Below are 26,822 nucleotides of genomic sequence, written 5' to 3'. Positions count from 1 at the left end.
AGGTTTCAATTTTGAGAATATGTTTATAATGAATTAGAGGAGGTGAAGGAATGTTAAAAAGAATTGTGCAGGCATGCTTCCTCATTATTGGAGGTACGCTCGGAATCTTATTACTGCCGGAATTGTTTAAATTACTTCATATCAATGACATTCCACTGATTAATAACTCATATGTTACTGCTATTATAGGGGCTATTATTTTTTACCTTATTACCTTTTGGGCAGTAGATTATGTCTTTAATTTTATTAAATGGACGGAAGATTCTTTAGTGAAAATTCCTGTTACAGATGTATTATTTGGCAGTGTCGGATTAATTTTCGGTTTGTTTGTTGCTTTTTTGATTGGTTTTGCTCTTAATGCCGTACAAGTACCCATTTTAAATGCCGTAGCACCCATTTTATTGACGCTTTTGTTTGGTTATCTTGGCTTTCAAGTTGGTTTTAAAAAGCGTGATGAGCTATTAGGTCTATTTGGAAATCGTGGCAGCAAGAAGAAGTCCGGTGAAGATGAAGAAGTGGATCCTGCAGCCGGTAAAGCTTTAAAAATCTTGGATACGAGTGTCATTATTGATGGCCGGGTTGCTGATATTTGTCAGACTGGCTTTTTAGAAGGAACAATTGTTATTCCGCAGTTTGTTCTTGAGGAATTACAACATATTGCCGATTCCTCCGATGTGTTAAAACGAAACCGCGGCCGTAGAGGCTTGGATATATTAAATCGCATTCAAAAGGAATTATCCATTAAGGTCGAAATCTATGAAGGTGATTTTGATGAGATTAGCGAGGTAGACTCAAAACTCGTAAAACTGGCAAAATTAACAAATGGAATCCTTGTAACGAATGACTTTAATCTAAATAAAGTGTGTGAATTACAGAATGTCTCCGTATTAAACATTAATGACTTAGCAAATGCAGTCAAACCGGTTGTTCTTCCAGGAGAAGAGTTAACGGTTCAAGTAATAAAAGACGGAAAAGAATATCATCAAGGTGTCGCTTATTTAGATGACGGAACGATGATTGTTGTAGAAGAAGGAAGAGAATATATTGGGAAGAGAATTGAAGTTCTAGTAACAAGTGTTCTTCAAACCTCTGCCGGCCGAATGATATTTGCCAAACCCAAGTTGTTAGAAAAAGCACTTTAGAAAGAAAAGCTGCAGCGCCTTTAAGTGCTGCAGCAAGACAGATAGAGAGGTATATGTATGACTTACCAAGTCATTATCCCGGCAGCTGGCCTGGGAAAAAGAATGCGAGCGGGGAAAAACAAACTTTTATTAGAGCTTAATAGTCTTCCGGTTCTCATTCATACCTTAAACGTATTTGAAGAGGATGAAGCCTGCGTTGGTATTATTTTAGCAATACATACTCAGGATGCTCAGGAAATTAAGGAGCTGCTAAAAAAGTATCGAATCTCGAAAGTATCTGATTTGATACCGGGCGGGGACGAACGTCAGTACAGCATATACAATGCCCTTAAGACAGTCAAAGATAATGGGGTTATCCTTGTACATGATGCAGCTCGGCCGTTTATTCAAAAGGACCATATCCACTCTTTAGTAGAGAAGGCAGAAGAAACGGGTGCTGCTATTATGGGCGTTTCGGCCAAAGACACTATGAAGAAAGTAAATGATGGTGTGGTAGTGGAAACTGTCGAACGTTCAAGCTTGTGGGCTGTTCAAACCCCACAAGCTTTTCGCGTTTCCTTATTAAAGAAAGCTTATCAAGAAGCCGAAAAGGATCAGTTTCTCGGAACAGATGATGCTAGTTTGGTCGAGCGGATAGGTTATCCTGTAACTATTGTCGAAGGGGATTACGATAATATTAAACTGACAACACCGGAAGATTTATTCTTTGCTGAAGCGATTATAAAAAAGAGAGAAAAGGGGTTTTTTTAATGTTTCGAATTGGTCAGGGCTTTGATGTTCACCAATTAACAGAGGGGCGCCCGCTAATCATTGGCGGCATAACGATTCCATATGAAAAGGGGCTTCTGGGCCATTCTGATGCGGATGTTTTATTACATACGGTTTGTGATGCTTGTCTTGGTGCGATTGGCGAGGGTGATATCGGCAAACATTTTCCTGATACAGATCCCAACTTTAAAGATGCTGACTCTGCCAAACTTACTGAACACGTGTGGCAGCTAGTCAAAGATAAGGGATACGAGTTGGTCAATGCAGACTGCACCATTATTGCCCAAAAACCGAAAATGGCCCCTTATATTGAGCAGATTCGGGCACGGATTGCTGAATTATTAGAAGCGGCGCCGGATCAAATTAACGTCAAAGCCACTACAACGGAAAAATTGGGATTTACCGGCAGAGGTGAGGGAATCGCCTCGCAGGCAGTTGTTTTATTAAAAAAGGTTGCCGATTAGACTTTATAGATAGAAATCACAATGGTAAAATAAATCGGTTGAGACAATATATTTCGATGGAGGCATTATGATGTCAAACGAAGTTCGTGTAAGGTATGCTCCAAGTCCAACGGGACATTTACATATTGGAAACGCCCGTACTGCACTATTCAATTATTTATTTGCTCGGAATAAAGGTGGTAAATTTATTATCCGGATAGAGGATACTGATAAGAAACGCAATATCGCCGGCGGGGAAGAAAGCCAATTAAAATATTTAAAATGGCTCGGAATGGATTGGGATGAAAGCGTTGATGTCGGCGGCGAATACGGTCCTTACCGCCAATCAGAAAGAAATGACATTTATGAAACTTACTATAATCAGTTATTAGAAACAGGCCATGCGTATAAATGCTACTGTACAGAAGAAGAGCTTGAAGCAGAACGCGAAGCTCAAACCGAGAGAGGCGAAACTCCTCACTATTCTGGCAAATGCCGTCACTTAACAGAGGATGAACGCCGTCAATTAGAAGCAGAAGGCCGCCAGCCAAGTATTCGAATTGTTGTACCAGAAAATAAAACCTATACATTTGACGATATGGTCAAAGGGGTTGTTTCGTTTGAATCTGAAGGTATGGGTGACTGGGTCATGGTGAAAAAGGATGGAACACCAACCTATAACTTTGCGGTTGCCATCGATGATCACCTAATGGAAATCAGTCATGTACTCCGTGGTGATGACCATATTTCAAACACCCCAAAACAATTAGTGGTTTATGAAGCATTGGGCTGGGAACCACCTATTTTTGGACATATGACCTTAATTGTAAACGAAAGCCGTAAGAAGTTAAGTAAGCGTGATGAATCGATTATTCAATTTATTGAACAATATGAAGAACTTGGCTATCTTCCAGAAGCATTATTTAACTTTATTACACTGTTAGGCTGGTCACCGGCTGGTGAAGAGGAACTTTACTCAAAAGAGGAGTTTATTGAGATTTTTGATGCTAATCGTCTTTCAAAATCACCGGCGTTATTTGATCAACAAAAGCTAGCATGGATGAACAATCAATACATGAAAAAGATCGATGTTGACCGAGCATTGGAGCTTGCTCTGCCGCACTTAATTAAAGCGGGGCGACTAAGCGAAAGCTTAACAGACGAACAGCATGATTGGGCTCGCAGCCTTGTCGGACTATTACAAGAAAAAATGAGCTTTGGTGCGGAAATCGTAGGATTATCGGATATGTTCTTCGAGGATGAAGCAGTCTATGAAGAGGATACAAAGGAAATCTTAGCAGGTGAAACAGTTCCGGAAGTGTTAAGAGCTTTTTCTCATGAACTTGACCAACTTGACAGCTTCCGTGCTGATGGTATTAAAGCAGCTATGAAAGCTGTACAAAAATCAACCGGTCAAAAAGGAAAAAATCTGTTTATGCCAATTCGTGCCGCGGTAACAGGTCAAACACATGGCCCAGACCTTCCACAGGCAATCGAATTATTGGGAAAAACTAAGGTTCAAAACAGAATTAATAAAATTATTAGTTAACAAGATAAAGAAAATGTAATATAGTAGAGGAAATAAGAAAAGCGAAGTACACTAGCCGATTGAGCTGGACAGTTATAAAGGTCCAATGGTAGAATCCTAATCACATAAGATAAAGCGAAGAAGAGGAAAAGTAAAAAAATGATGCTTTAAAGAGAGAACCATCACCGGCTGAGAGTGGTTTAAGCCTCCCATTTTTTGAAATGCACCTCCGAGCCCCATTTCGAAAGGAGTCAACTCGAGTAGATTTGGGCGGAGCAATCCGTTAACAAGTAGAGTGAGGTAATGATGAGCTACTGCCCAATCAGTTGGGGGATAGCTAGTCGACCTAATCAGAGTGGAACCACGTATTATGCGTCTCTGTCGATTGCGACAGGGGCGCTTTTTCTTTTTATATATATAGCAAAGGGGGAAGAGCGATGTTCAAGCGGATGAAGGAGGACATCGAGGTTGTTTTTGAACAAGATCCTGCGGCGCGAAGCGCTTTTGAAGTCGTTTTGACTTATTCAGGTTTGCATGCTATTTGGGCACATCGGATTGCACATGCACTCTTCAAGCGAAAATTATATTTCCCTGCTCGTGTCATGTCACAAGTAAGCCGTTTTTTTACCGGAATTGAAATTCATCCTGGTGCAAAGATAGGCAGGAGATTTTTTATTGATCATGGTATGGGGGTAGTCATAGGGGAAACCTGTGAAATTGGGAATAATGTAACTATATATCAAGGTGTTACACTTGGCGGAACAGGGAAAGAAAAGGGAAAACGCCATCCGACGATTAAGGATAATGTCCTCATTGCCACTGGCGCTAAGGTACTTGGTTCTATTACGGTAGGCGAAAATTCTAAAATTGGCGGCGGTTCGGTTGTATTAAAAGAGGTACCACCCAACTCAACAGTAGTCGGGATCCCAGGAAGGGTGGTCATTCAAGATGGCATCCGCATCAAAAAGGAAAAAGATTTAAACCATTGCGATCTTCCTGACCCAATCGCTGACCGCATCCGTGACGTGGAAAGTGAACTCATTCAATTAAGGCAAGAGCTTCAAGAATTAAAAAATGAAAGGATAGAAGTCAATGGCCATTCAAATATATAATACATTAACCAGAAAAAAGGAACCCTTCGTACCGCTGGAAGAAGGAAAGGTAAAAATGTATGTCTGCGGTCCAACCGTTTATAATTATATTCATATAGGAAATGCCCGCCCAGCGATCGTGTTTGATACGGTACGCCGATACTTGGAATATCGAGGCTTTGACGTGAAGTATGTTTCAAACTTCACAGATGTAGATGATAAATTAATTCGCGCAGCTAATCAAATTGGGGAGGATGTTCCAACCATTGCTAATCGTTTTATCGATGCATACTTTGAGGATGTCTCAGCATTAGGCTGCCTAAAGGCGGATGTCCATCCGCGAGTAATGGAAAATATGGATATCATCATTGATTTTATCAGCCAATTAGTAGAAAAGGGCTTTGCTTATGAATCAGAGGGGGATGTTTATTTCCGGACAAGAAGCTTTGATGATTACGGAAAACTCTCACATCAATCTGTTGATGACCTCCAAGTAGGGGCTAGGATTGAAGTCGGTGATAGGAAAGAAGACGACTTAGACTTTGCTCTTTGGAAGACGGCAAAAGAAGGAGAAATCTATTGGGAAAGTCCCTGGGGACTTGGACGTCCGGGCTGGCATATCGAATGCTCAGCAATGGCGAAAAAGTACCTGGGCGAGACGATTGATATTCATGCAGGAGGTCAAGACTTAACCTTCCCGCATCATGAAAATGAAATTGCTCAATCAGAAGCTCTTTCCGGTAAATTATTCTCCAGGTATTGGATGCATAATGGGTATATTAATATTGACAATGAAAAAATGTCTAAATCACTTGGAAACTTTGTCCTTGTTCATGACATTATTAAAAGACACAACCCACAAGTATTGCGGTTCTTTATGCTGTCGGTTCATTATCGCAATCCGATTAACTATAGTGAGGAATTACTGGAAAGTACAAAGGCTGCGTTTGAACGTTTAACAACCTCGTATCAAAATTTAAACCATCGGAAAGAGGCAAGTACTGATTTAACGGACCATAATCAAGAGTGGCTGGATAAGCTGACTGTCTTGCATGAACAATTTATTGAAGCGATGGATGATGATTTTAATACAGCTTTAGCCATTTCGGTTCTATTTGAACTATCTAAACTAGCGAATTATTATCTTCTAGAAAAAAATACCGCTATTGAGGTAATTGAAGCTTTTACCGGTAAATTTGAAGAGTTATTCGAGGTACTGGGATTAACACTTGGAACCGAAGAAATGATAGATGAAGAAATTGATGCGCTAATTGAACAGCGGAACCAGGCACGGAGAGACCGGAATTTCCAACTGTCCGATCAAATTAGGGATCAGCTAAAGGAAATGAATATCATTCTAGAGGATACACCGCAAGGCACAAGGTGGAAAAGAGGCTAATTCATGCTTGATTATGAGAACAATATTGATGCCAAACAATTGAATGGTCTTGCTTTGGCCTATATGGGAGATGCCGTATTTGAATCGTATGTTAGACGGCACCTTCTCTATAATGGCCAGGTGAGGCCCAATCAATTACACCGACTGGCGACTAGATACGTTTCAGCGAAGGCCCAGTGCCGGATCCTTTTTCAATTTATGGATGAAAAGCTTTTAAATGAAGAGGAATCTGCTGTCGTTATGCGCGGCAGGAATGCAAAATCAGGTACCGTTCCTAAAAATACGGATGTTCAAACATATCGCTACAGCACAGCGTTTGAAGCGTTAATGGGCTATTTATTTTTAGAAGGAAGATTGGAACGGCTAGAGGAGTTAGTGGAGAAGGCTTTCAGCTGTGTTGAAAATGCATGATAACAGGTGGATTGCGCTTTCTAATGAAAGGAGGAACGAAATAATATGAGTCAGGAATACATTGTTGGAAAAAATCCAGTTATCGAAGCACTAAAATCGGAAAGAGATATCAATAAGATATTAATTTCCGAAGGATCACAACGGGGACAAATGCAGCAGATTACCCAATTGGCAAAAGAGGCCAATGTCCTTGTGCAATTTGTTCCAAAGAAAAAGCTTGACCAAATTGCTGAAGAAAATCATCAAGGTGTGCTAGCCTATGTGGCGGCTTACCAATATGCGGAAATGGATGATTTGTTTGCTGCGGCAGAGAAGAGAAATGAAGCACCGTTCTTTTTACTGCTTGATGAAATAGAGGATCCCCATAACCTAGGTTCCATTATGAGGACTGCGGATGCAGTCGGGGCACATGGTATCATCATTCCCAAACGCAGGGCGGTTGGCTTAACCGCAACGGTGGCAAAAGCTTCAACAGGGGCAATCGAATATATTCCAGTAGTCCGGGTAACGAATATGGCACGTACGATTGATGAGCTGAAAGAACGGGGCGTATGGATTGCTGGAACAGATGCCAAGGGAAAGGAAGATTACCGTCAGATGGATGGTACGCTTCCACTCGGTTTAGTAATTGGCAGCGAAGGCAAAGGCATGGGAAGGTTAATTCGTGATAAATGTGACTTTCTCATTCATTTGCCAATGGCCGGTAAAGTAACTTCATTAAATGCTTCTGTAGCTGCATCCCTACTCATGTATGAGGTATATCGCAAACGTCATCCGCTTGGCAGGTAGTGGATATGGATATCCTGCTTGTCGATGGATACAACATTATTGGAGCCTGGCCAGAATTAAAGGTACTCAAGGATCGGGATTTACCGGCTGCAAGGGATCGACTAATTGAAAAAATGGCCGAATATCAGGCCTTTTCCGGTTACCGCGTGATTATTGTTTTTGATGCCTATTATGTCCAAGGGATAGAGAAAAAGTATAAAAATCATAAGGTTGAGGTTATTTTTACGAAGGAAAATGAAACAGCAGATGAGCGAATTGAAAAAATGGCAATTAGCTTAAGCAATCGAAGGACACAAATCCATGTAGCAACCTCTGATTTTACAGAGCAATGGGCGATATTTGGACAGGGGGCATTAAGAAAGTCTGCGCGTGAACTGCTGATTGAAATGTCCTCCATTGAAAAAGGAATCGAAAAGAAAGTGAAAAAGATCCAAGAAAAAAAGCCGTTCTCAAAGATACCGATTAGTGAAGAAATGGCAGAAATTTTTGAAAAATGGCGCAGAGGCGAGAAATGAGCTCTCGACTTCAAAATATTTCTAATGTATACTAGTAATATCTATGCATGTTCGGTGGAGGGGATCTACTTTGAGTACGGACTTCGGAGCAAAGATTAACGAACACTTTTTCGTAATGGAAGACGAGGGAATTGTCGACTTGGTACACCAAGGCGATAGTGAAGCATTGGATTATTTGATTCACAAGTATCGTAATTTTGTGCGTGCAAAAGCAAGATCCTATTTTTTAATTGGAGCAGATAAGGAAGATATTGTCCAAGAAGGAATGATTGGCTTATATAAGGCCATTCGTGATTTTCGTGAGGACAAGCTGACTTCCTTTAAAGCGTTTGCTGAACTCTGTATTACCCGCCAGATCATCACGGCAATTAAGACCGCAACACGGCAAAAACATATCCCATTAAACTCGTATGTATCATTGGACAAGCCTATTTATGATGAAGAATCAGATCGTACTTTAATGGACGTCCTATCAGGTACGAAGGTCCTGGATCCTGAAGAATTAATTATCAATCAGGAGGAATTCGACCATATTGAAGTAAAAATGACTGAGTTATTAAGCGACTTGGAACGAAAGGTGCTAGCACTCTATTTAGACGGCCAATCCTATCAGGAAATTTCTGAAGAGCTAAATCGGCATGTGAAATCGATTGATAATGCCTTACAGCGGGTAAAGCGAAAACTAGAGCGATATCTGGAAATTCGAGAATTCTCATTGTAGGTAGAGCGATGAAATAATTTGTCAATATTAGTAACCCATTTTAGGAGTTATTGACATTAAATAGGGGTCATGTTACATTTTTAGTGAAACATAAGAAGAATGTTGAAGGTGCCGAATATGAGTAAAAAAGTCATCTTAGCTTGTGTGGAGTGCGGCTCCCGAAATTATTCGACAGTCGGTAAAGACACACAATCGGAACGATTAGAACTAAAAAAGTTTTGTAAGACCTGTGCGGCCCATACGATCCACCGGGAAACAAAATAAAGATAGATACTAGCATTGCTTACTTAAGTTGTTGGGGGTTACGAGATCATGCAGCGCATAACGAAATTCTTCAGTGATATATTCCGTGAAATGAGAAAAGTCAGCTGGCCGAAACGCGGGGAATTGGTTCGTTCGACGGTTACCGTTTTAACAACAGTCGTATTTTTCGCAGCGTTTTTTGCTGTACTAGATTTAGGAATCTCTAAATTGATTCGGCTAATTCTTGAATAAATAGCCATCATTCATGGTATAATGGGAATTATTAAAGGAATTTTTATCTGAAAACCCGTATAAACGGGTTTTTTAATTTGTCTTGAAAAGTGGAAGCGGTTGGAATAGCGTCGCGAAGCTCAGGGAAAGACATTAAAATTTCTGCAAAATTGAGGGAGGGACGGACGATCTAGTCCTCTTAAATGGAAAAGAATTGGTACGTAGTTCATACTTACTCTGGTTATGAAAATAAGGTAAAAGCGAATTTAGAAAAAAGGGTTGAATCAATGGGCATGGCAGATAAAATATTCCGTGTCGTTGTACCTGAGGAAGAAGAAACAGAAATTAAAAACGGCAAAAAGAAGGTTGTCAAACGTAAGGTATTCCCTGGTTACGTATTAGTCGAACTAGTTATGACAGATGATTCTTGGTATGTAGTCCGTAATACTCCTGGTGTAACGGGATTTGTCGGCTCTGCAGGTTCCGGCTCAAAACCAACACCATTACTACCTGAGGAAGTAGTCGTGTTACTTAAGCGGATGGGTGTGGAGGAAAAACGGATCGATGTTGATTATGAAATTGGGGAAACAGTACGCGTAAAGGAAGGTCCTTTTGCGAACTTTACTGGGTCTGTTGAAGAAATGGACAAGGACCGTTCAAAACTCAAAGTTCTTGTTAATATGTTTGGCCGTGACACCCCAGTAGAACTTGATTTTACACAAATTGAAAAATTATAAAAACCGATGTGTTTGAACAGGATTTTTATGTGATTTAAAAGAAAAATAATCAGTTATTGTAAAAAAACTTGAAATCATATTTAAAAAATGTTACTATTTCATAGGTCAGTATGTCTCCATTGTGAGATTAGACTAATGTTTAAGTTCTTTATGATTTTTATATAAAGACATATGTTGAGTGGGAGGGTCTAGTTGGTCCCTATTACCACATCACGGACTTTAAGGAGGTGTGTCTCGTGGCTAAAAAAGTAATTAAAGTCGTTAAATTACAAATTCCTGCTGGTAAAGCTAATCCAGCGCCACCGGTTGGTCCTGCACTAGGTCAAGCAGGTGTTAATATCATGGGATTCTGTAAGGAATTTAACGCTCGTACAGCAGATCAAGCTGGATTAATCATTCCTGTTGAAATTACGGTATTTGAAGACCGTTCATTTACATTTATTACGAAAACTCCTCCTGCTGCCGTTCTTTTAAAAGTAGCAGCTGGAATCCAGTCTGGTTCAGGTGAACCTAACCGTAATAAAGTAGCAACAGTAAAGCGTGATAAAGTACGCGAGATTGCGGAACAAAAAATGCCTGACCTAAACGCAGCTAGCGTTGAAGCAGCAATGCGTATGGTTGAAGGTACTGCACGCAGCATGGGTATCGTTATCGAAGACTAATCCATGTAACTGAAGCGCAAGTGTAATGAAGGGGTTGCGATATTTTAATATACTCGCAACCTTTGTTCTGTCAAGCGGCGGCATTTCGTTTTAAGGTCAATAGATTCTTAAAGAAAGAAATGCCTCGGCTTTTCGGCGTGGGAGAATAATTCGCTAAAACCACAATCTAGGAGGAAATAAAAATGGCTAAAAAAGGTAAAAAGTATTTAGAAGCTTCAAAGCTTGTAGATCGCTTAAAAGCATATCCAATTGCAGAAGCAATTGATCTTGCTAAGAAAACAAACTTCACTAAGTTCGATGCAACTCTTGAAGTAGCTTTCCGTTTAGGTGTTGATCCTAAGAAAGCAGACCAACAAATCCGTGGCGCAGTAGTGCTTCCTAACGGAACTGGTAAAACTCAACGCGTTTTAGTATTCGCGAAGGGTGAAAAAGTGAAAGAAGCAGAAGCAGCTGGAGCTGATTATGTAGGTGATTCTGAATACATCAACAAAATCCAACAAGGTTGGTTTGACTTTGATGTAATCGTAGCAACTCCTGACATGATGGGTGAAGTTGGTAAACTTGGTCGTGTTTTAGGACCTAAAGGCTTAATGCCAAACCCTAAAACTGGTACAGTTACATTTGATGTAACAAGAGCGATCAATGAAATTAAAGCAGGTAAAGTTGAATACCGTGTAGACAAGTCTGGTAACATTCATGTTCCTATCGGTAAATCATCTTTCGAAAACGAAAAGCTTGTTGAAAACTTCAACACTATCTTTGATACAATGCTGAAGGCTAAACCTGCAGCTGCAAAAGGAACTTACATGAAGAACGTTACAGTTTCTTCAACAATGGGACCTGGTGTAAAAGTAGATCCTTCTACTGTAGCAGCTAAGTAATTTATTACCAATTGACAATCTAGAGTATATTTTATATAATCTATTTTGTTGTTTAAAATAAAACATTTGTACTGTAGACAGCAGGTGCCTTACGGCTTAATTTCCTGCCGAGGTAGAGCGAATAGATTAAGCTGATTATTCAGCTTTTGAATGCTGCCTCCATGTCTTGCTCGATATGGAGGCTTTAACTTGCCTGGTATAAATGGAGATAATCTACAGGAGGTGTAAAGATGAGCAGTGTAATCGAACTAAAGAAACAATTAGTTGAAGAAATTACTGATAAGTTAAAAGCAAGTGTATCAACTGTCGTTGTTGATTATCGTGGTCTTTCAGTTGCAGAAGTAACTGAACTTCGTAAACAACTTCGTGAAGCAGGCGTTGAATTCAAAGTTTACAAGAACTCAATGGTACGCCGTGCAGCTGATGCAGCTGAGCTTTCTAACTTAAACGAAGCATTAACTGGTCCTAACGCAATTGCGTTCAGTACTGAAGATGTTGTAGCACCAGCAAAAATCTTGAATGACTTTGCGAAAAAGCACGAGGCACTTGAACTTAAAGCAGGTGTAATCGAAGGCAACGTTGCAACAGCAGAAGAGATTAAAGCTCTTGCTGATCTACCATCACGCGAAGGCTTGCTATCTATGCTACTCAGCGTACTACAAGCTCCAATTCGCAATCTTGCTCTTGCTGCAAAAGCAGTTGCAGATCAAAAAGAAGAACAAGGCGCATAAGCTAGAAAAGCTGAAGCGACCGTTTAGCAGCGTATGGCCTGGAGCGCTTTGACTGAGATAAAGGAAACACGGAGAGCGTAAGCGAGCCGATGTTGACTTATCGTAGGGAAAAGAGCGAAGGACACTAGCTGCTGGGAGCTGAAGCTGGACAATCTGAAGCGTTAAACTAATAAAAGGTAACGAAAACTAAGGAGGAAAACTAATCATGACTAAAGAACAAATCATTGAAGCAGTTAAATCTATGACTGTTTTAGAACTTAACGATCTTGTAAAAGCAATTGAAGAAGAATTCGGCGTAACTGCTGCTGCTCCTGTAGCAATGGTAGGCGGAGCTGGAGCTGCTGCTGTTGAAGAGCAAACTGAATTTGATGTAATCCTAGCTAGCGCTGGCGATCAAAAAATCAAAGTTATTAAAGTTGTACGTGAAATCACTGGTCTTGGTCTTAAAGAAGCAAAAGACCTTGTTGACAACACTCCAAAAGCAATTAAAGAAGGCGTTGCTAAAGAAGAAGCTGAAGCAATCAAAGCTAAGCTTGATGAAGTTGGAGCTAACGTTGAAGTTAAGTAATTCTACTATAAAAAAGCTCGCTGCATAAGCGGGCTTTTTTTGGCTATTTTAAAGCAAAGGCGACTTGGTTTGCGATTCATGGAGAATCCATTCGTTGCTAGTCGTTTGAGCAGATAGTTCATAAGGTTCAAAGGGTTATACTTTAATGATGAGCTATTCCTCTTATTTCTTCATATAATGATCTCCGGAGGTGAGTCTATTGTCCGAACACTACTATTCTCGAACTCAAAATGTGGAAAGTGATCCGAAATATTGGGATTATCGCTTACGAAACCATTCTTTCCGTTTTAAGACTGATAACGGTGTTTTTTCAAAACGAGAAGTAGATTTTGGCTCACGTTTACTCATAGAGTCTTTTATGATGCCAGACGTTGAAGGACATGTTCTTGATGTAGGCTGTGGGTATGGACCAATTGGTTTATCGATTGCGAAGGAATTCAATGGCCGCTTTGTTCATATGGTAGATGTAAATGGGCGGGCCATTGAGTTAGCTAAGGAAAATGCCACTATAAATCATATTACAAATGTTGATATTTATGAAAGCGACCGCTTATTAAATATTAAAGGTGATCATTTCGCAGTCATCTTAACAAATCCACCGATTAGAGCAGGTAAACAAACTGTTCATGATATTTTTGAACAAAGCTTTGCGCATCTGGTTCCTAATGGCGAACTTTGGATTGTCATCCAAAAGAAACAAGGAGCTCCGTCTGCGCTTGAAAAATTAAAAACCCTATTTTCTGAAGTTGAGACCGTCGACAAAACCAAAGGTTATTTTATTATTAAGGCAATAAAATAGTTGACTCGACTTTGTCGTTGTGTTAGCATTATAAAATGCCATCATAATAATTTCCGATTTATTCCTAAAAATACTTATTTTCTTAGTATAAAAACGGCATAAGAAGGAAATGATGACAAAATAATAATCAAAATGTGAAAATGTGGTTTTTAATGAAAAAACCCTTTTTCTTTTTGTCTAATTGGTAGAGTTTTTAACTTCTATTATTAGACGTAATAGATTTATTAAAAAACGCTTGATTTGAGGGGTGAATCAGTTGACAGGTCAACTAGTTCAGTATGGACGACACCGCCAACGTAGAAGTTACGCACGAATCAGTGAAGTTTTAGAATTACCAAATCTTATTGAAATCCAAACCTCTTCTTATCAATGGTTCTTGGATGAGGGATTACGTGAAATGTTTCAAGATATTTCACCGATTGAAGATTTTACTGGTAACCTATCACTGGAATTTATTGATTACAGCCTTGGCGATCCAAAGTATTCTGTAGAAGAATCGAAAGAACGGGACGTTACATATTCTGCTCCATTACGTGTAAAAGTACGTCTTGTAAACAAAGAAACTGGTGAAGTAAAAGACCAAGATGTATTTATGGGTGATTTCCCGCTGATGACAGAAACAGGTACATTTGTCATTAATGGGGCAGAACGCGTTATAGTATCACAGTTAGTGCGTTCACCGAGCGTTTACTTTAGTGGAAAACTTGATAAAAATGGCAAGAAAGGTTTTACTGCGACAGTAATTCCGAACCGCGGTGCTTGGCTGGAGTATGAAACAGATGCCAAAGATGTAGTTTATGTAAGAATAGATCGTACTCGGAAACTGCCCGTTACGGTTCTTTTGCGTGCATTAGGCTTTGGTTCCGATCAAGAAATCATTGAATTGATTGGTGATAACGAGTACATCCGCAATACGCTTGAGAAGGATAACACAGAGGGTGTTGACAAAGCGCTATTAGAAATTTATGAGCGTCTTCGTCCGGGCGAACCGCCTACCGTTGATAACGCTAAGAGTTTGTTAGTGTCTCGTTTCTTTGATCCGAAGCGTTATGATCTGGCTAATGTTGGGCGTTACAAAATCAATAAAAAGCTTCATATTAAAAATCGTTTATTCAACCAGCGTTTAGCAGAGTCACTTGCTGATCCTGAAACTGGTGAAATCATTGCCGAAAAAGGAACACTCCTTGATAGGAGAAACCTTGACAGAATTATCCCTGCCCTTGAAAAGAATATTAATTTCCGAGGCCACAACCCTGTTGGCGGTGTAGTAAGCGAAGAAATCATTCTTCAAGGCATTAAAATCTATGCTCCTGGCGATGAAAATGAAAAAGTGATTAATGTACTAGGTAATGCCTATGTGGCAGAGCCAATTAAAAATATTACACCAGCAGATATCATTGCATCGATTAGCTACTTCTTTAATTTATTACATGGAGTAGGCGATACAGATGATATTGACCACTTGGGTAACAGACGTCTTCGTTCTGTTGGTGAATTGTTACAGAACCAATTCCGGATCGGCTTGTCTCGGATGGAGCGTGTTGTTCGTGAAAGAATGTCCATTCAAGACACGGCAACGATTACACCGCAGCAGCTAATTAATATTCGTCCGGTAATTGCTTCTATTAAAGAGTTCTTTGGAAGTTCGCAATTATCACAGTTCATGGACCAAACCAACCCGCTTGCGGAGTTAACTCACAAGCGTCGTCTATCAGCATTAGGACCTGGTGGTTTAACACGTGAACGTGCAGGGATGGAAGTACGTGACGTACACTACTCCCACTATGGACGTATGTGTCCAATTGAAACGCCTGAAGGTCCAAACATTGGTTTGATCAACTCGCTTTCATCTTATGCGAAGGTAAACCGTTTTGGTTTTATTGAAACACCATACCGTCGTGTTGACCCAGATACTGGCAGGGTGACAAGCCGAATCGATTATCTTACAGCGGATGAAGAAGATAACTATGTAGTAGCACAGGCGAATTCTCGTCTTGGTGATGACGGTGCCTTCCTCGATGACGAGGTAGTAGCTCGTTTCCGTGGTGAAAACACAGTTGTAAAACGCGAACGCATCGACTACATGGATGTATCACCAAAACAGGTAGTATCAGCGGCAACCGCGTGTATCCCGTTCCTAGAAAATGATGACTCAAACCGTGCTTTGATGGGTGCGAACATGCAGCGTCAAGCAGTGCCTTTAATGCAGCCTGAAGCGCCAAGAGTTGGTACTGGTATGGAATATGTATCAGGTAAAGACTCCGGTGCAGCGGTTATCTGTAAGCAGGATGGTATTGTTGAACATGTTGAAGCCCGTGAAGTTTGGGTTCGTGAAGTTAAAGAACTAGATGGCCAAGAAGTAAAAGGCGATCTTAAAAAATATCGATTATTGAAATTTATCCGTTCTAACCAAGGTACTTGCTATAACCAACGTCCAATCGTGGCTGTTGGCGACCGCGTGAAAAAAGGTGAAATCTTAGCGGACGGTCCATCCATGGAATTAGGTGAGTTAGCACTTGGACGTAACGTCCTCGTTGCCTTCATGACATGGGATGGTTATAACTATGAAGATGCCATCATTATGAGTGAACGTCTTGTAAAAGATGATGTTTATACTTCCATTCATATTGAAGAATATGAATCAGAATCTCGTGATACCAAGCTTGGACCTGAGGAAATCACTCGTGACATTCCAAACGTAGGGGAAGATGCTCTTCGTAATTTGGATGAACGTGGTATTATCCGTACTGGAGCTGAAGTAAAAGATGGTGACCTTCTTGTTGGTAAAGTAACGCCAAAAGGTGTAACAGAATTAACAGCTGAAGAACGTCTCCTTCACGCTATCTTTGGTGAAAAAGCTCGTGAAGTTCGTGATACGTCACTAAGAGTTCCACATGGCGGCGGCGGTATTGTTCATGACGTTAAAGTCTTCAATCGTGAAGATGGTGATGAACTGCCACCAGGTGTAAACCAGCTTGTCCGTGTTTATATCGTTCAGAAACGTAAGATTCACCAAGGTGATAAAATGGCGGGACGCCACGGTAACAAAGGGGTTATCTCACGGATTTTACCGGAAGAAGATATGCCTTACTTACCAGATGGCACACCTGTAGATATCATGTTAAACCCATTAGGGGTACCTTCTCGTATGAACATCGGTCAGGTGCTTGAGCTTCATTTGGGAATGGCAGCAAGATACCTAGGTATTCATGTTGCTACACCAGTATTTGATGGTGCTCGAGAAGAAGATGTTTGGGGTACGATCGAAGAAGCAGGTATGGCTCGTGATGCCAAAACCGTTCTGTATGATGGCCGTTCAGGGGAGCCGTTTGATAACCGTGTATCCGTTGGTGTCATGTATATGATTAAATTGGCGCACATGGTTGACGATAAACTCCATGCCCGTTCTACAGGACCATACTCACTTGTTACACAGCAGCCATTGGGCGGTAAAGCTCAATTCGGTGGTCAGCGTTTCGGTGAGATGGAGGTTTGGGCACTTGAAGCATACGGTGCTGCCTATACACTTCAAGAAATCCTAACCGTTAAATCGGACGACGTTGTTGGTCGTGTGAAAACATATGAGGCGATTGTAAAAGGTGAAAATGTTCCGGAGCCAGGTGTTCCTGAATCATTCAAAGTATTAATTAAAGAACTTCAAAGCTTAGGTATGGATGTAAAAATCCTTTCCGGCGATGAAGAAGAAATTGAAATGCGAGATACAGAAGATGATGACGACTTACAACAAGTTGACACATTAAACATCGCACCAGATGCACCAAGTTTCGAATCTGAAAAAGTAGGTTCAAAAGAGTAATTTCTCGAGCTGAAGCGCACGCAACATGTGTGTGCGCTTCTGCTTTTCTAATAAGGGTAGAACCTGGATATCGAAAGGGAGGTAGGCCCCTTGCTTGACGTTAATAATTTTGAGTATATGAAAATTGGTCTTGCTTCACCGGATAAGATCCGTTCATGGTCATTCGGAGAAGTGAAAAAGCCAGAAACCATTAACTATCGTACGTTAAAACCTGAGAAAGACGGCTTATTCTGTGAGCGAATCTTTGGTCCAACGAAGGACTGGGAATGTCATTGCGGAAAATATAAGCGTGTCCGTTACAAGGGCGTTGTTTGTGACCGTTGTGGTGTTGAAGTAACACGTGCAAAAGTACGTCGCGAACGTATGGGTCATATTGAATTAGCTGCACCTGTCTCACATATTTGGTACTTTAAAGGTATTCCAAGCCGAATGGGTCTTGTGTTAGACATGTCCCCTCGTGCTTTAGAAGAAGTTATCTACTTTGCTTCATATGTCGTGACAGAATCAGGTGATACTCCACTTGATAAAAAGCACCTTTTATCTGAAAAAGAATATCGTGCCTATCGTGAAAAGTATGGAAGTAAATTCCAAGCTGCCATGGGCGCAGAAGCGATTAAAAAGCTTCTTTCTGATATTGATTTAAATAAAGAAGTAGACATCCTAAAGGAAGAACTTAAGACCGCACAAGGCCAGCGCCGTACACGCGCGATTAAGCGTCTTGAAGTGTTGGAAGCCTTCCGTAACTCTGGTAATGAGCCATCATGGATGATTCTTGATGTACTTCCAGTTATTCCGCCGGAACTTCGTCCGATGGTACAATTGGATGGCGGACGTTTTGCAACATCTGACCTAAACGATCTTTATCGCCGTGTTATCAACCGAAATAACCGATTAAAGCGTTTATTAGATCTTGGTGCTCCAAGCATTATTGTTCAAAACGAAAAGCGTATGCTTCAAGAAGCAGTCGATGCCTTAATCGATAACGGCCGTCGCGGCAGACCTGTTACAGGTCCTGGTAACCGTCCGTTAAAATCTCTTTCTCATATGCTTAAAGGTAAACAAGGACGTTTCCGTCAAAACTTACTTGGTAAACGTGTTGACTATTCAGGCCGGTCCGTTATCGTTGTTGGTCCAAACCTAAAAATGTATCAATGCGGTCTTCCGAAGGAAATGGCTCTTGAATTATTCAAGCCATTTGTGATGAAAGAGCTAGTTGAAAAAGGATTGGCACACAACATTAAATCGGCAAAACGTAAAATCGAACGTGTATCTCCGGATGTTTGGGATGTACTTGAAGATGTTATTAAGGAGCATCCAGTTCTGTTAAACCGTGCCCCTACACTTCATAGATTGGGTATTCAGGCATTTGAACCAACACTAGTTGAAGGACGGGCGATTCGCCTTCATCCACTTGTATGTACAGCATACAACGCGGACTTTGACGGTGACCAAATGGCTGTTCACGTACCATTATCATCTGAAGCTCAAGCAGAGGCTCGTCTGTTGATGCTAGCGGCTCAAAATATCTTGAACCCTAAAGATGGTAAGCCAGTTGTTACTCCTTCTCAGGACATGGTATTAGGTAACTATTACTTAACCTTAGAGCGTGAAGGCACGATTGGTGAAGGTATGGTCTTTAAAGACACTAGTGAAGCAATCCTTGCCTACCAAAACGGCTATGTACACTTCCATACACGTGTCGCTGTTCATGCTGGTTCATTAGGCAATGAAACCTTTACAGAAGAACAAAATAATAAATTATTAATGACAACGGTTGGTAAACTTATTTTTAATGAAATTCTTCCGAAGTCATTCCCGTATATCAATGAACCAACAAGACATAATCTAGAAGTCGAAACACCTGCCAAGTATTTTATTGAAAAAGGTGAAGACGTAAAAGCTAGAATTAAAGAAATGCCTTTGATTGATCCATTTAAAAAGAAAATTCTTGGAAATATCATTGCTGAGGTCTTTAAGCGATTCAAAATTACCGAAACTTCTAAAATGCTTGACCGCATGAAGGATCTAGGCTTTAAGCATTCAACTAAAGCCGGTTTAACCGTTGGTGTGGCTGATATTGTCGTACTTCCTGAAAAACCGCAAATTCTTCATGAAGCTCAAGAAAAAGTAGATAACGTAATGAAGCAATTCAGACGTGGTCTAATTACTGAAGATGAGCGTTACGATCGTGTTATTGCAATCTGGAGTGCTGCGAAAGATACCATTCAAGGTAAACTGATGAAGTCCTTGAATAAATCGAATCCGATCTTTATGATGAGTGATTCCGGTGCCCGTGGTAATGCCTCTAACTTTACACAGCTTGCTGGTATGCGTGGTCTGATGGCCAACCCGGCTGGACGTATCATCGAATTACCAATTAAATCAAGTTTCCGTGAAGGATTAACCGTATTAGAGTACTTTATCTCGACTCACGGTGCCCGTAAAGGTCTTGCCGATACAGCCCTTAAAACAGCTGACTCAGGTTACTTAACTCGTCGTTTAGTTGACGTAGCCCAGGACGTCATTGTTCGTGAGGACGATTGCGGAACGGACCGCGGCTTCCTAATCAGTGCTTTAAAAGACGGTACAGAAATCATCGAAGGTTTGGATGAACGTTTAATTGGCCGTTACGCTCGTACACCAATTAGACATCCAGAGACAAATGAAGTTATTGTACCTGAAAATGGCTTAATTACTGAGGATTTAGCAGAAGTGATCGTTAATGCAGGAATTGAAGAAGTAAAAATTAGATCTGCCTTTACATGTAATACTCGTCATGGTGTATGTAAGAAGTGTTATGGCCGCAACTTGGCAACTGGTCAAGAAGTTGAAGTGGGTGAAGCAGTTGGTATTATCGCTGCCCAATCCATCGGTGAGCCAGGAACACAGTTAACCATGCGTACATTCCATACCGGTGGGGTTGCCGGAGATGATATTACCCAAGGTTTACCGCGTATCCAAGAGATTTTTGAAGCGCGTAACCCTAAAGGTCAAGCGGTCATCTCTGAAATTGAGGGTGTTATTGTAGGTATTAATGAAGGCCGTGACCGCCAGCATGAAATCGTGGTTCAAGGTGAAGTGGAATCTCGTACCTATAATGCTCCATATACAGCCCGCTTAAAGGTAGCAATTAATGATCATGTTGATCGTGGTCAAGAACTAACAGAAGGTTCGATTGATCCGAAAGAATTAATTAAAGTAAAAGACGTTACATCTGTTCAAGAATACCTATTGCGTGAGGTACAAAAGGTTTACCGTATGCAAGGGGTTGAAATTGGCGATAAACACGTTGAAGTAATGGTTCGTCAAATGCTGCGTAAAATCCGCGTTGGCGATGCAGGGGAAACAGATGTACTTCCAGGTACACTTCTTGATATCCATCAGTTTACTGATGCAAACGAGAAGGCTTTGCTTGAAGGTAAATTGCCTGCTACTGGACGTCCAGTCTTACTTGGTATTACCAAAGCATCACTTGAAACAGATTCATTCTTGTCAGCTGCATCATTCCAAGAAACAACAAGAGTTCTTACTGATGCTGCAATCAAAGGAAAACGTGATGAGTTACTCGGCTTGAAAGAAAATGTAATCATCGGTAAACTTGTTCCTGCTGGAACAGGAATGCAGCGTTATCGTAAGGCAGAGCCAGTCCTTCGCGATACAACCTCTGAAGAAACTGTTGCAATTGATTAAATAAGCTGTGGTACCTGCAAAATGCAGGTACCACATTTATGAAATTATTACCATTGAGTACTTTGAATAAAATTTACGAAACATTTGTTGACATCTTTTTGGTAAGATGATATTATATCAAAGGTGCTCCTATTCAACGGATACTTTGGAGGATATACTCTATGTCTTATGAAAAAGTATTAAAAGCACACAAGATTGTTATTGGTACAAAACAAGCAGTGAGAGCACTGAAAGAAGGAACTGTACAAGAGATTCTCGTTGCAAACGACGCTGAACCAAAGTTAACAGCAAAAGTCGTTGAAGAAGCACTCTTGATGAAGATCCCAATCCAGTATGTAGACTCGATGAAAAACCTCGGTAAAGCATCTGGAATTGAAGTCGGTGCAGCAACTGTCGCTATTATCCGTTAAAAACTGTTTTTGTAGATAGAGTAATCTGCAAAAACTTTGTTTTTGCAAAAAAATGAACCACCTGGATGTGTGGGCTTACAAATAACGAAGGGAGGAAAAATCATGCCTACTATTAACCAATTAGTGCGCAAACCTCGTCAATCTAAAGAGGAAAAGTCAAAATCACCAGCACTTAACAAAGGTTACAACAGCTTTAAGAAATCTCAAACAAATGTATCTTCACCACAAAAACGCGGAGTATGTACTCGTGTTGGTACAATGACTCCAAAGAAACCAAACTCAGCGTTACGTAAATATGCACGTGTACGTTTGACAAATGGTATCGAGGTGACAGCTTACATTCCTGGTATCGGCCATAACCTTCAAGAGCACAGTGTTGTTCTTATCCGTGGAGGACGTGTAAAGGACTTACCGGGGGTACGTTATCACATCGTACGTGGAGCGCTTGATACAGCTGGAGTAAACAACCGTATGCAAGGCCGTTCTAAATATGGTACTAAGAGACCAAAAGCAGCTAAGAAATAAAAACACACAATAAATAGAAGCTTCTTTGAAAGGAGGAAACAAAATGCCACGTAAAGGTCCTGTAGCAAAAAGAGACGTGTTACCTGATCCACTTTATAATTCTAAATTAGTTACTCGTCTAATCAACAAAATGATGATCGATGGTAAAAGAGGTAAATCTCAAGAAATTCTTTATTCTGCGTTCGATACAATTCGTGAACGTACTGGCAAAGAGCCGATGGAGACTTTCGAAGCAGCAATGAAAAATATCATGCCTGTTCTTGAAGTTAGAGCTCGTCGTGTAGGTGGTGCAAACTACCAAGTACCAGTTGAGGTGCGCCCTGATCGTCGTACAACTTTAGGTCTTCGCTGGTTAGTGAACTATGCGCGTCTTCGCGGTGAAAAAACAATGGAAGAGCGTTTAGCTAACGAAATCATGGATGCAGCTAACAACTCTGGCGCATCTGTTAAGAAGCGTGAAGATACACACAAAATGGCAGAAGCAAACAAAGCGTTTGCTCACTATCGTTGGTAATTTAACCTTCAATATAAAAACTTTCATACTAGGAAGGAGAAAGACCCAATGGCAAGAGAGTTCTCCTTAGAAAATACTCGTAATATCGGTATCATGGCACACATTGATGCCGGTAAGACGACTACCACTGAGCGTGTCCTTTACTACACTGGTCGTATTCATAAGATTGGTGAAACACATGAAGGTGCTTCTCAGATGGACTGGATGGAGCAGGAACAAGAACGCGGTATCACTATCACATCTGCAGCAACAACTGCATCTTGGAAAGGTCACCGCGTAAATATCATTGACACACCAGGACACGTAGACTTCACAGTTGAAGTTGAACGTTCCCTACGTGTACTAGATGGTGCAGTAGCAGTACTAGATGCACAATCTGGTGTTGAGCCACAAACTGAAACAGTATGGCGTCAAGCAACAACTTACGGTGTACCACGTGTCGTATTCGTAAACAAAATGGACAAAATCGGAGCTGACTTCCTATATTCTGTAGGGACAATCCACGACCGTTTGCAGGCGAATGCGCATGCGATTCAGTTACCTATCGGTGCTGAAGATCAGTTTGAAGCAATCATTGACCTTGTAGAAATGAATGCTGTATTCTACGGAAACGACTTAGGAACTGATATTGAAGTTCGTGAGATTCCAGAAGAATACCGCGCTCAAGCTGAAGAATACCGTGAAAAGCTTATCGAAGCAGTTGCAGAATTAGATGAAGAGTTAATGGAAAAATACCTTGGCGGTGAAGAAATCACTAAAGAAGAGCTAAAAGCAGCTATTCGTAAAGGTACTGTTAACGTAGAATTCTATCCTGTAATCTGTGGATCGGCATTCAAAAACAAAGGTGTTCAATTAATGTTGGATGCAGTTATCGATTATCTTCCATCTCCACTAGATGTACCTGCTATTAAAGGTCATGCAGTTGATGATGAAGAAGAAGTCCTTGAGCGTCACTCTAGTGATGAAGAGCCATTCTCAGCTCTTGCGTTCAAAGTTATGACAGACCCTTATGTTGGTAAATTAACGTTCTTCCGTGTTTACTCTGGTACTTTAGAGGCTGGATCATATGTTCAGAACTCAACTAAAGGAAAGCGTGAGCGTATCGGACGTATTCTACAAATGCACGCAAACAGCCGTCAAGAAATCTCTAAGGTTTTCGCGGGTGATATTGCAGCAGCTGTAGGTCTAAAAGATACAACTACTGGTGATACTCTATGTGATGAGAAAAACCTTGTTATCTTAGAGTCTATGCAATTCCCAGAGCCTGTAATTCAACTTTCTGTTGAACCAAAATCAAAAGCAGACCAAGACAAAATGACAACTGCTTTACAAAAACTTCAAGAAGAAGATCCAACTTTCCGCGCACATACAGACCAGGAAACTGGACAAGTCATCATTGCTGGTATGGGTGAACTTCACCTTGACATCATCGTTGACCGTATGCGTCGTGAGTTCAAAGTTGAAGCTAACGTAGGTGCTCCACAGGTTGCTTACCGTGAAACATTCCGTGCTTCTGCACAAGTTGAAGGTAAGTTTGCCCGCCAATCTGGTGGTCGTGGACAATATGGTCACGTTTGGATCGAATTCGGACCTAATGAAGAAGGTAAAGGATTTGAATTCGTGAACGGTATCGTCGGTGGTGTCGTTCCACGTGAATACATCCCTGCTGTACAAGCTGGTCTTGAAGATGCACTAGATCGCGGTGTTCTTGCTGGTTATCCTTTAGTTGATATTAAAGCAAGATTATTCGATGGATCTTACCATGATGTTGACTCCTCTGAAATGGCGTTTAAAATTGCTGCCTCAATGGCGCTTAAAAATGCTGCTTCTAAGTGTCAGCCAGTTATCCTTGAACCTGTTATGAGAGTAGAAGTTGTAATCCCTGAAGATTACTTAGGTGATATCATGGGTCAAATTACTGCTCGTCGTGGCCGTGTTGAAGGTATGGAAGCTCGTGGTAATGCACAAGTAGTTCGTTCAATGGTTCCACTTTCTGAAATGTTTGGTTATGCAACTGCACTTCGTTCAAGTACTCAAGGTCGTGGAGTATTCTCTATGCACTTTGATCACTATGAAGAAGTTCCAAAATCAATTTCTGAAGAAATCATCAAAAAAAATAAAGGTGAATAATTGATTTTCACCTTTATATAAAGTATAACTACTTATGTAAGAACGGAAACTGTTGATGGACTAATCCATATTAACAGTTTCCACTTAAAATATACTTAAAACCTTATAATCCAAAGGAGGATTTTCCAAATGGCAAAAGCTAAATTCGACCGTTCAAAGCCACACGTTAACATTGGTACAATCGGACACGTTGACCATGGTAAAACTACTTTAACAGCTGCAATCACTTCTGTTCTTGCTAAATCAGGTAAAGCAGAAGCTCGTGCATACGATCAAATCGATGGTGCACCAGAAGAAAAAGAACGTGGTATCACAATCTCTACTGCACACGTTGAATATGAAACTGATAACCGTCACTATGCACACGTTGACTGCCCAGGACACGCTGACTATGTTAAAAACATGATCACTGGTGCTGCGCAAATGGACGGCGGTATCCTAGTAGTATCTGCAACTGACGGCCCAATGCCACAAACTCGTGAGCACATCCTTCTTTCTCGTCAGGTAGGCGTACCTTACCTTGTTGTATTCATGAACAAGTGTGATATGGTTGACGACGAAGAGCTTCTTGAATTAGTAGAAATGGAAATTCGTGACCTATTAACAGAATACGATTTCCCTGGCGATGACACTCCAGTTATCAAAGGTTCTGCTCTTAAAGCTCTTGAGGGCGAAGCTGCTTGGGAAGAAAAAGTTCTTGAATTAATGGCTGCTGTTGACGAGTTCATCCCAACTCCAACTCGTGACACTGACAAGCCTTTCATGATGCCAGTTGAGGACGTATTCTCAATCACTGGTCGTGGAACAGTTGCTACAGGACGTGTTGAGCGTGGTGTAGTTAAAGTTGGTGACGTAGTTGAAATCGTTGGTTTCACTGAAGAGCCTAAATCTACTACTGTAACAGGTGTAGAAATGTTCCGTAAGCTTCTTGACTTTGCTGAAGCTGGTGACAACATTGGTGCCCTTCTTCGTGGTGTTGCTCGTGAAGAAATCGAGCGTGGACAAGTTTTGGCTAAGCCAAAATCAATCACTCCACATACAAAGTTTAAAGCACAAGTTTACGTATTATCAAAAGAAGAAGGTGGACGTCATACTCCATTCTTCACAAACTATCGTCCACAATTCTATTTCCGTACTTCTGATATTACAGGTATCTGTAATCTTCCAGAAGGTACTGAAATGGTTATGCCTGGCGACCATATCGAAATGACTGTTGAACTAATCGCTCCAGTTGCGATCGAAGAAGGAACTAAGTTCTCTATTCGTGAAGGCGGACGTACAGTTGGTTCAGGTTCAATCACAACAATTCAAGAGTAATCACTCTATAAAAAGCAGATGGATGACGATCCATCTGCTTTTTTTGTTTATAAATCACTTCTGGTCTTTTTTCGGAGTCAATCTCAATAACCTCATTCTATTGGACGATTTTTATAAGGAGACTGAAGGTTTGTCCGATAGACATTGTCTATAAGACAAAAACGTGGGGTGTAAAAAGGAATTTGTCCAATAGGCCCTTTCTACTGGACACTTTCATGATTTTCAAAGAGTTTTTGTCTAATAGAGGTGCTGCTATTGGACAATTTTCAAAAGGAAACTGAAATTTTGTCCATTAGTCCTTGTCTATAAGACAATATCGAGTTGGTGTTATTGAATTTTTCCCAATAGGCCGTTTCTAATGGACAAACTTATGATTTTCAAAGAGATTCTGTCTAATAGGTCAGCTGCTATAGGATAATTTTCATTTGAAAACTGAAACCTTGTCCGATAGATCCTGTCTATAAGACAAATTCGAGAGCTTGTAAAAGGTTTCTGTCCAATAGCCCCTTTCTAATGTTCAATTTATCCCCCCTTGTAAATCCCCAATACCAACCCTTAAGATCCTAATCCATAAACCCTAACAAATTCACTCCAAGTTTCTTCTATATATAAGTTAGATAATTTTGAAATTAAGAAAAAAGATGAATGAATTAGGATATTTTTGGAGATTAAGATTAACAGTTGAAAAAGGCTGCAACAGCCTTTATAATAGAAAAAGTGTTCAGGACAGAAGCATAAAGAAAAAGTCATAAAAAAATGT

General features: G+C 40.6%; 25 protein-coding genes and 2 other annotated features. All 25 genes read left to right on the top strand.

Translation table 11 applies throughout. From position 1 onward, the window contains the following. The first annotated feature begins 50 nt into the window (after positions 1 to 50). The 25 genes from J7E81_RS26520 to tuf all read left to right on the top strand — a co-directional run bounded on the left by J7E81_RS26520 (position 51) and on the right by tuf (position 26,062). Positions 51 to 1,142: a PIN/TRAM domain-containing protein gene (locus J7E81_RS26520; RefSeq protein WP_215047135.1), complete on the top strand. Its 1,092-nt coding sequence runs from the start codon at positions 51 to 53 to the stop codon at positions 1,140 to 1,142. Between the two features lie 57 nt (positions 1,143 to 1,199). Then, positions 1,200 to 1,892 carry a 2-C-methyl-D-erythritol 4-phosphate cytidylyltransferase gene (gene ispD / locus J7E81_RS26515; protein ID WP_215047133.1) on the top strand — a complete coding sequence of 231 codons (693 nt, stop codon included), beginning with the start codon at positions 1,200 to 1,202 and terminating at the stop codon, positions 1,890 to 1,892. Further along, complete coding sequence (gene ispF, locus J7E81_RS26510) at positions 1,892 to 2,374, top strand: 2-C-methyl-D-erythritol 2,4-cyclodiphosphate synthase (RefSeq protein WP_215047131.1); 483 nt, start codon at positions 1,892 to 1,894, stop codon at positions 2,372 to 2,374. Before ispD ends, ispF begins: the two co-directional genes overlap by 1 nt. 70 nt (positions 2,375 to 2,444) lie before the next feature. After that, a complete protein-coding gene (gene gltX / locus J7E81_RS26505; protein WP_215047129.1) occupies positions 2,445 to 3,902 on the top strand; it encodes a glutamate--tRNA ligase in 1,458 nt (485 codons plus the stop codon). A 108-nt stretch (positions 3,903 to 4,010) separates the two neighbouring features. Beyond that, positions 4,011 to 4,264 (top strand) — a binding site (T-box leader). Positions 4,265 to 4,318: 54 nt separating this feature from the next. Continuing rightward, the gene (gene cysE / locus J7E81_RS26500) at positions 4,319 to 4,993 is read left to right on the top strand and encodes a serine O-acetyltransferase (protein WP_215047127.1); all 675 of its coding nucleotides are present in this window, start codon (positions 4,319 to 4,321) and stop codon (positions 4,991 to 4,993) included. Further along, positions 4,974 to 6,371, top strand: a complete 1,398-nt coding sequence (gene cysS, locus J7E81_RS26495) for a cysteine--tRNA ligase (protein ID WP_215047124.1) — start codon at positions 4,974 to 4,976, stop codon at positions 6,369 to 6,371. Before cysE ends, cysS begins: the two co-directional genes overlap by 20 nt. A 3-nt stretch (positions 6,372 to 6,374) precedes the next feature. Then, entirely contained in the window at positions 6,375 to 6,782 is a 408-nt protein-coding gene (locus J7E81_RS26490) for a Mini-ribonuclease 3 (RefSeq protein WP_215047123.1), read from the top strand. A gap of 45 nt (positions 6,783 to 6,827) precedes the next feature. Next, positions 6,828 to 7,571, top strand: coding sequence for a 23S rRNA (guanosine(2251)-2'-O)-methyltransferase RlmB (gene rlmB / locus J7E81_RS26485; protein WP_215047121.1), 744 nt, complete (start codon positions 6,828 to 6,830; stop codon positions 7,569 to 7,571). A 5-nt stretch (positions 7,572 to 7,576) separates the two neighbouring features. Continuing rightward, a complete protein-coding gene (locus J7E81_RS26480; protein WP_215047119.1) occupies positions 7,577 to 8,086 on the top strand; it encodes an NYN domain-containing protein in 510 nt (169 codons plus the stop codon). Between the two features lie 115 nt (positions 8,087 to 8,201). Next, positions 8,202 to 8,807, top strand: coding sequence for an RNA polymerase sporulation sigma factor SigH (gene sigH, locus J7E81_RS26475; protein WP_251028903.1), 606 nt, complete (start codon positions 8,202 to 8,204; stop codon positions 8,805 to 8,807). 117 nt (positions 8,808 to 8,924) lie between these two features. Continuing rightward, positions 8,925 to 9,071, top strand: coding sequence for a 50S ribosomal protein L33 (rpmG, locus tag J7E81_RS26470; RefSeq protein ID WP_215047115.1), 147 nt, complete (start codon positions 8,925 to 8,927; stop codon positions 9,069 to 9,071). Between the two features lie 48 nt (positions 9,072 to 9,119). Next, positions 9,120 to 9,302, top strand: coding sequence for a preprotein translocase subunit SecE (secE, locus tag J7E81_RS26465; protein WP_215047113.1), 183 nt, complete (start codon positions 9,120 to 9,122; stop codon positions 9,300 to 9,302). Between the two features lie 182 nt (positions 9,303 to 9,484). After that, entirely contained in the window at positions 9,485 to 10,018 is a 534-nt protein-coding gene (gene nusG / locus J7E81_RS26460) for a transcription termination/antitermination protein NusG (protein WP_215047111.1), read from the top strand. A gap of 236 nt (positions 10,019 to 10,254) precedes the next feature. Then, positions 10,255 to 10,680, top strand: coding sequence for a 50S ribosomal protein L11 (gene rplK, locus J7E81_RS26455; RefSeq protein ID WP_141561102.1), 426 nt, complete (start codon positions 10,255 to 10,257; stop codon positions 10,678 to 10,680). 182 nt (positions 10,681 to 10,862) lie between these two features. Next, the gene (rplA, locus tag J7E81_RS26450) at positions 10,863 to 11,561 is read left to right on the top strand and encodes a 50S ribosomal protein L1 (protein ID WP_098533243.1); all 699 of its coding nucleotides are present in this window, start codon (positions 10,863 to 10,865) and stop codon (positions 11,559 to 11,561) included. Positions 11,562 to 11,614: 53 nt separating this feature from the next. After that, positions 11,615 to 11,758: a sequence feature (ribosomal protein L10 leader region), on the top strand. 33 nt (positions 11,759 to 11,791) lie between these two features. Further along, a complete protein-coding gene (gene rplJ / locus J7E81_RS26445) occupies positions 11,792 to 12,292 on the top strand; it encodes a 50S ribosomal protein L10 (protein WP_215047109.1) in 501 nt (166 codons plus the stop codon). A gap of 205 nt (positions 12,293 to 12,497) precedes the next feature. Then, positions 12,498 to 12,860, top strand: coding sequence for a 50S ribosomal protein L7/L12 (rplL, locus tag J7E81_RS26440; RefSeq protein WP_101645926.1), 363 nt, complete (start codon positions 12,498 to 12,500; stop codon positions 12,858 to 12,860). Between the two features lie 199 nt (positions 12,861 to 13,059). Continuing rightward, positions 13,060 to 13,659 carry a class I SAM-dependent methyltransferase gene (locus J7E81_RS26435; protein ID WP_215047107.1) on the top strand — a complete coding sequence of 200 codons (600 nt, stop codon included), beginning with the start codon at positions 13,060 to 13,062 and terminating at the stop codon, positions 13,657 to 13,659. 256 nt (positions 13,660 to 13,915) lie between these two features. Then, on the top strand, positions 13,916 to 17,476 hold the full coding sequence (gene rpoB, locus J7E81_RS26430) for a DNA-directed RNA polymerase subunit beta (protein WP_215047105.1): 3,561 nt from the start codon (positions 13,916 to 13,918) through the stop codon (positions 17,474 to 17,476). A 90-nt stretch (positions 17,477 to 17,566) separates the two neighbouring features. Next, the gene (gene rpoC / locus J7E81_RS26425) at positions 17,567 to 21,166 is read left to right on the top strand and encodes a DNA-directed RNA polymerase subunit beta' (RefSeq protein WP_215047103.1); all 3,600 of its coding nucleotides are present in this window, start codon (positions 17,567 to 17,569) and stop codon (positions 21,164 to 21,166) included. A gap of 161 nt (positions 21,167 to 21,327) precedes the next feature. Further along, on the top strand, positions 21,328 to 21,576 hold the full coding sequence (locus tag J7E81_RS26420; RefSeq protein WP_215047102.1) for a 50S ribosomal protein L7ae-like protein: 249 nt from the start codon (positions 21,328 to 21,330) through the stop codon (positions 21,574 to 21,576). Between the two features lie 102 nt (positions 21,577 to 21,678). After that, positions 21,679 to 22,101, top strand: coding sequence for a 30S ribosomal protein S12 (rpsL, locus tag J7E81_RS26415; protein WP_026565517.1), 423 nt, complete (start codon positions 21,679 to 21,681; stop codon positions 22,099 to 22,101). A gap of 43 nt (positions 22,102 to 22,144) precedes the next feature. Then, positions 22,145 to 22,615 carry a 30S ribosomal protein S7 gene (rpsG, locus tag J7E81_RS26410; RefSeq protein WP_215047099.1) on the top strand — a complete coding sequence of 157 codons (471 nt, stop codon included), beginning with the start codon at positions 22,145 to 22,147 and terminating at the stop codon, positions 22,613 to 22,615. Between the two features lie 48 nt (positions 22,616 to 22,663). Next, positions 22,664 to 24,745 (top strand): elongation factor G, encoded by a 2,082-nt coding sequence (gene fusA / locus J7E81_RS26405; RefSeq protein WP_215047097.1) that lies wholly within the window; start codon positions 22,664 to 22,666, stop codon positions 24,743 to 24,745. Between the two features lie 129 nt (positions 24,746 to 24,874). Continuing rightward, on the top strand, positions 24,875 to 26,062 hold the full coding sequence (gene tuf, locus J7E81_RS26400) for an elongation factor Tu (RefSeq protein ID WP_215047095.1): 1,188 nt from the start codon (positions 24,875 to 24,877) through the stop codon (positions 26,060 to 26,062). Positions 26,063 to 26,822: the final 760 nt, after the last annotated feature.

It is taken from the genome of Bacillus sp. ISL-18 (genome assembly GCF_018613415.1).
In the GTDB taxonomy this organism is placed as follows: Bacteria; Bacillota; Bacilli; order Bacillales; family Cytobacillaceae; genus Neobacillus.
This window is presented reverse-complemented; position numbering and strand designations above follow the sequence as displayed.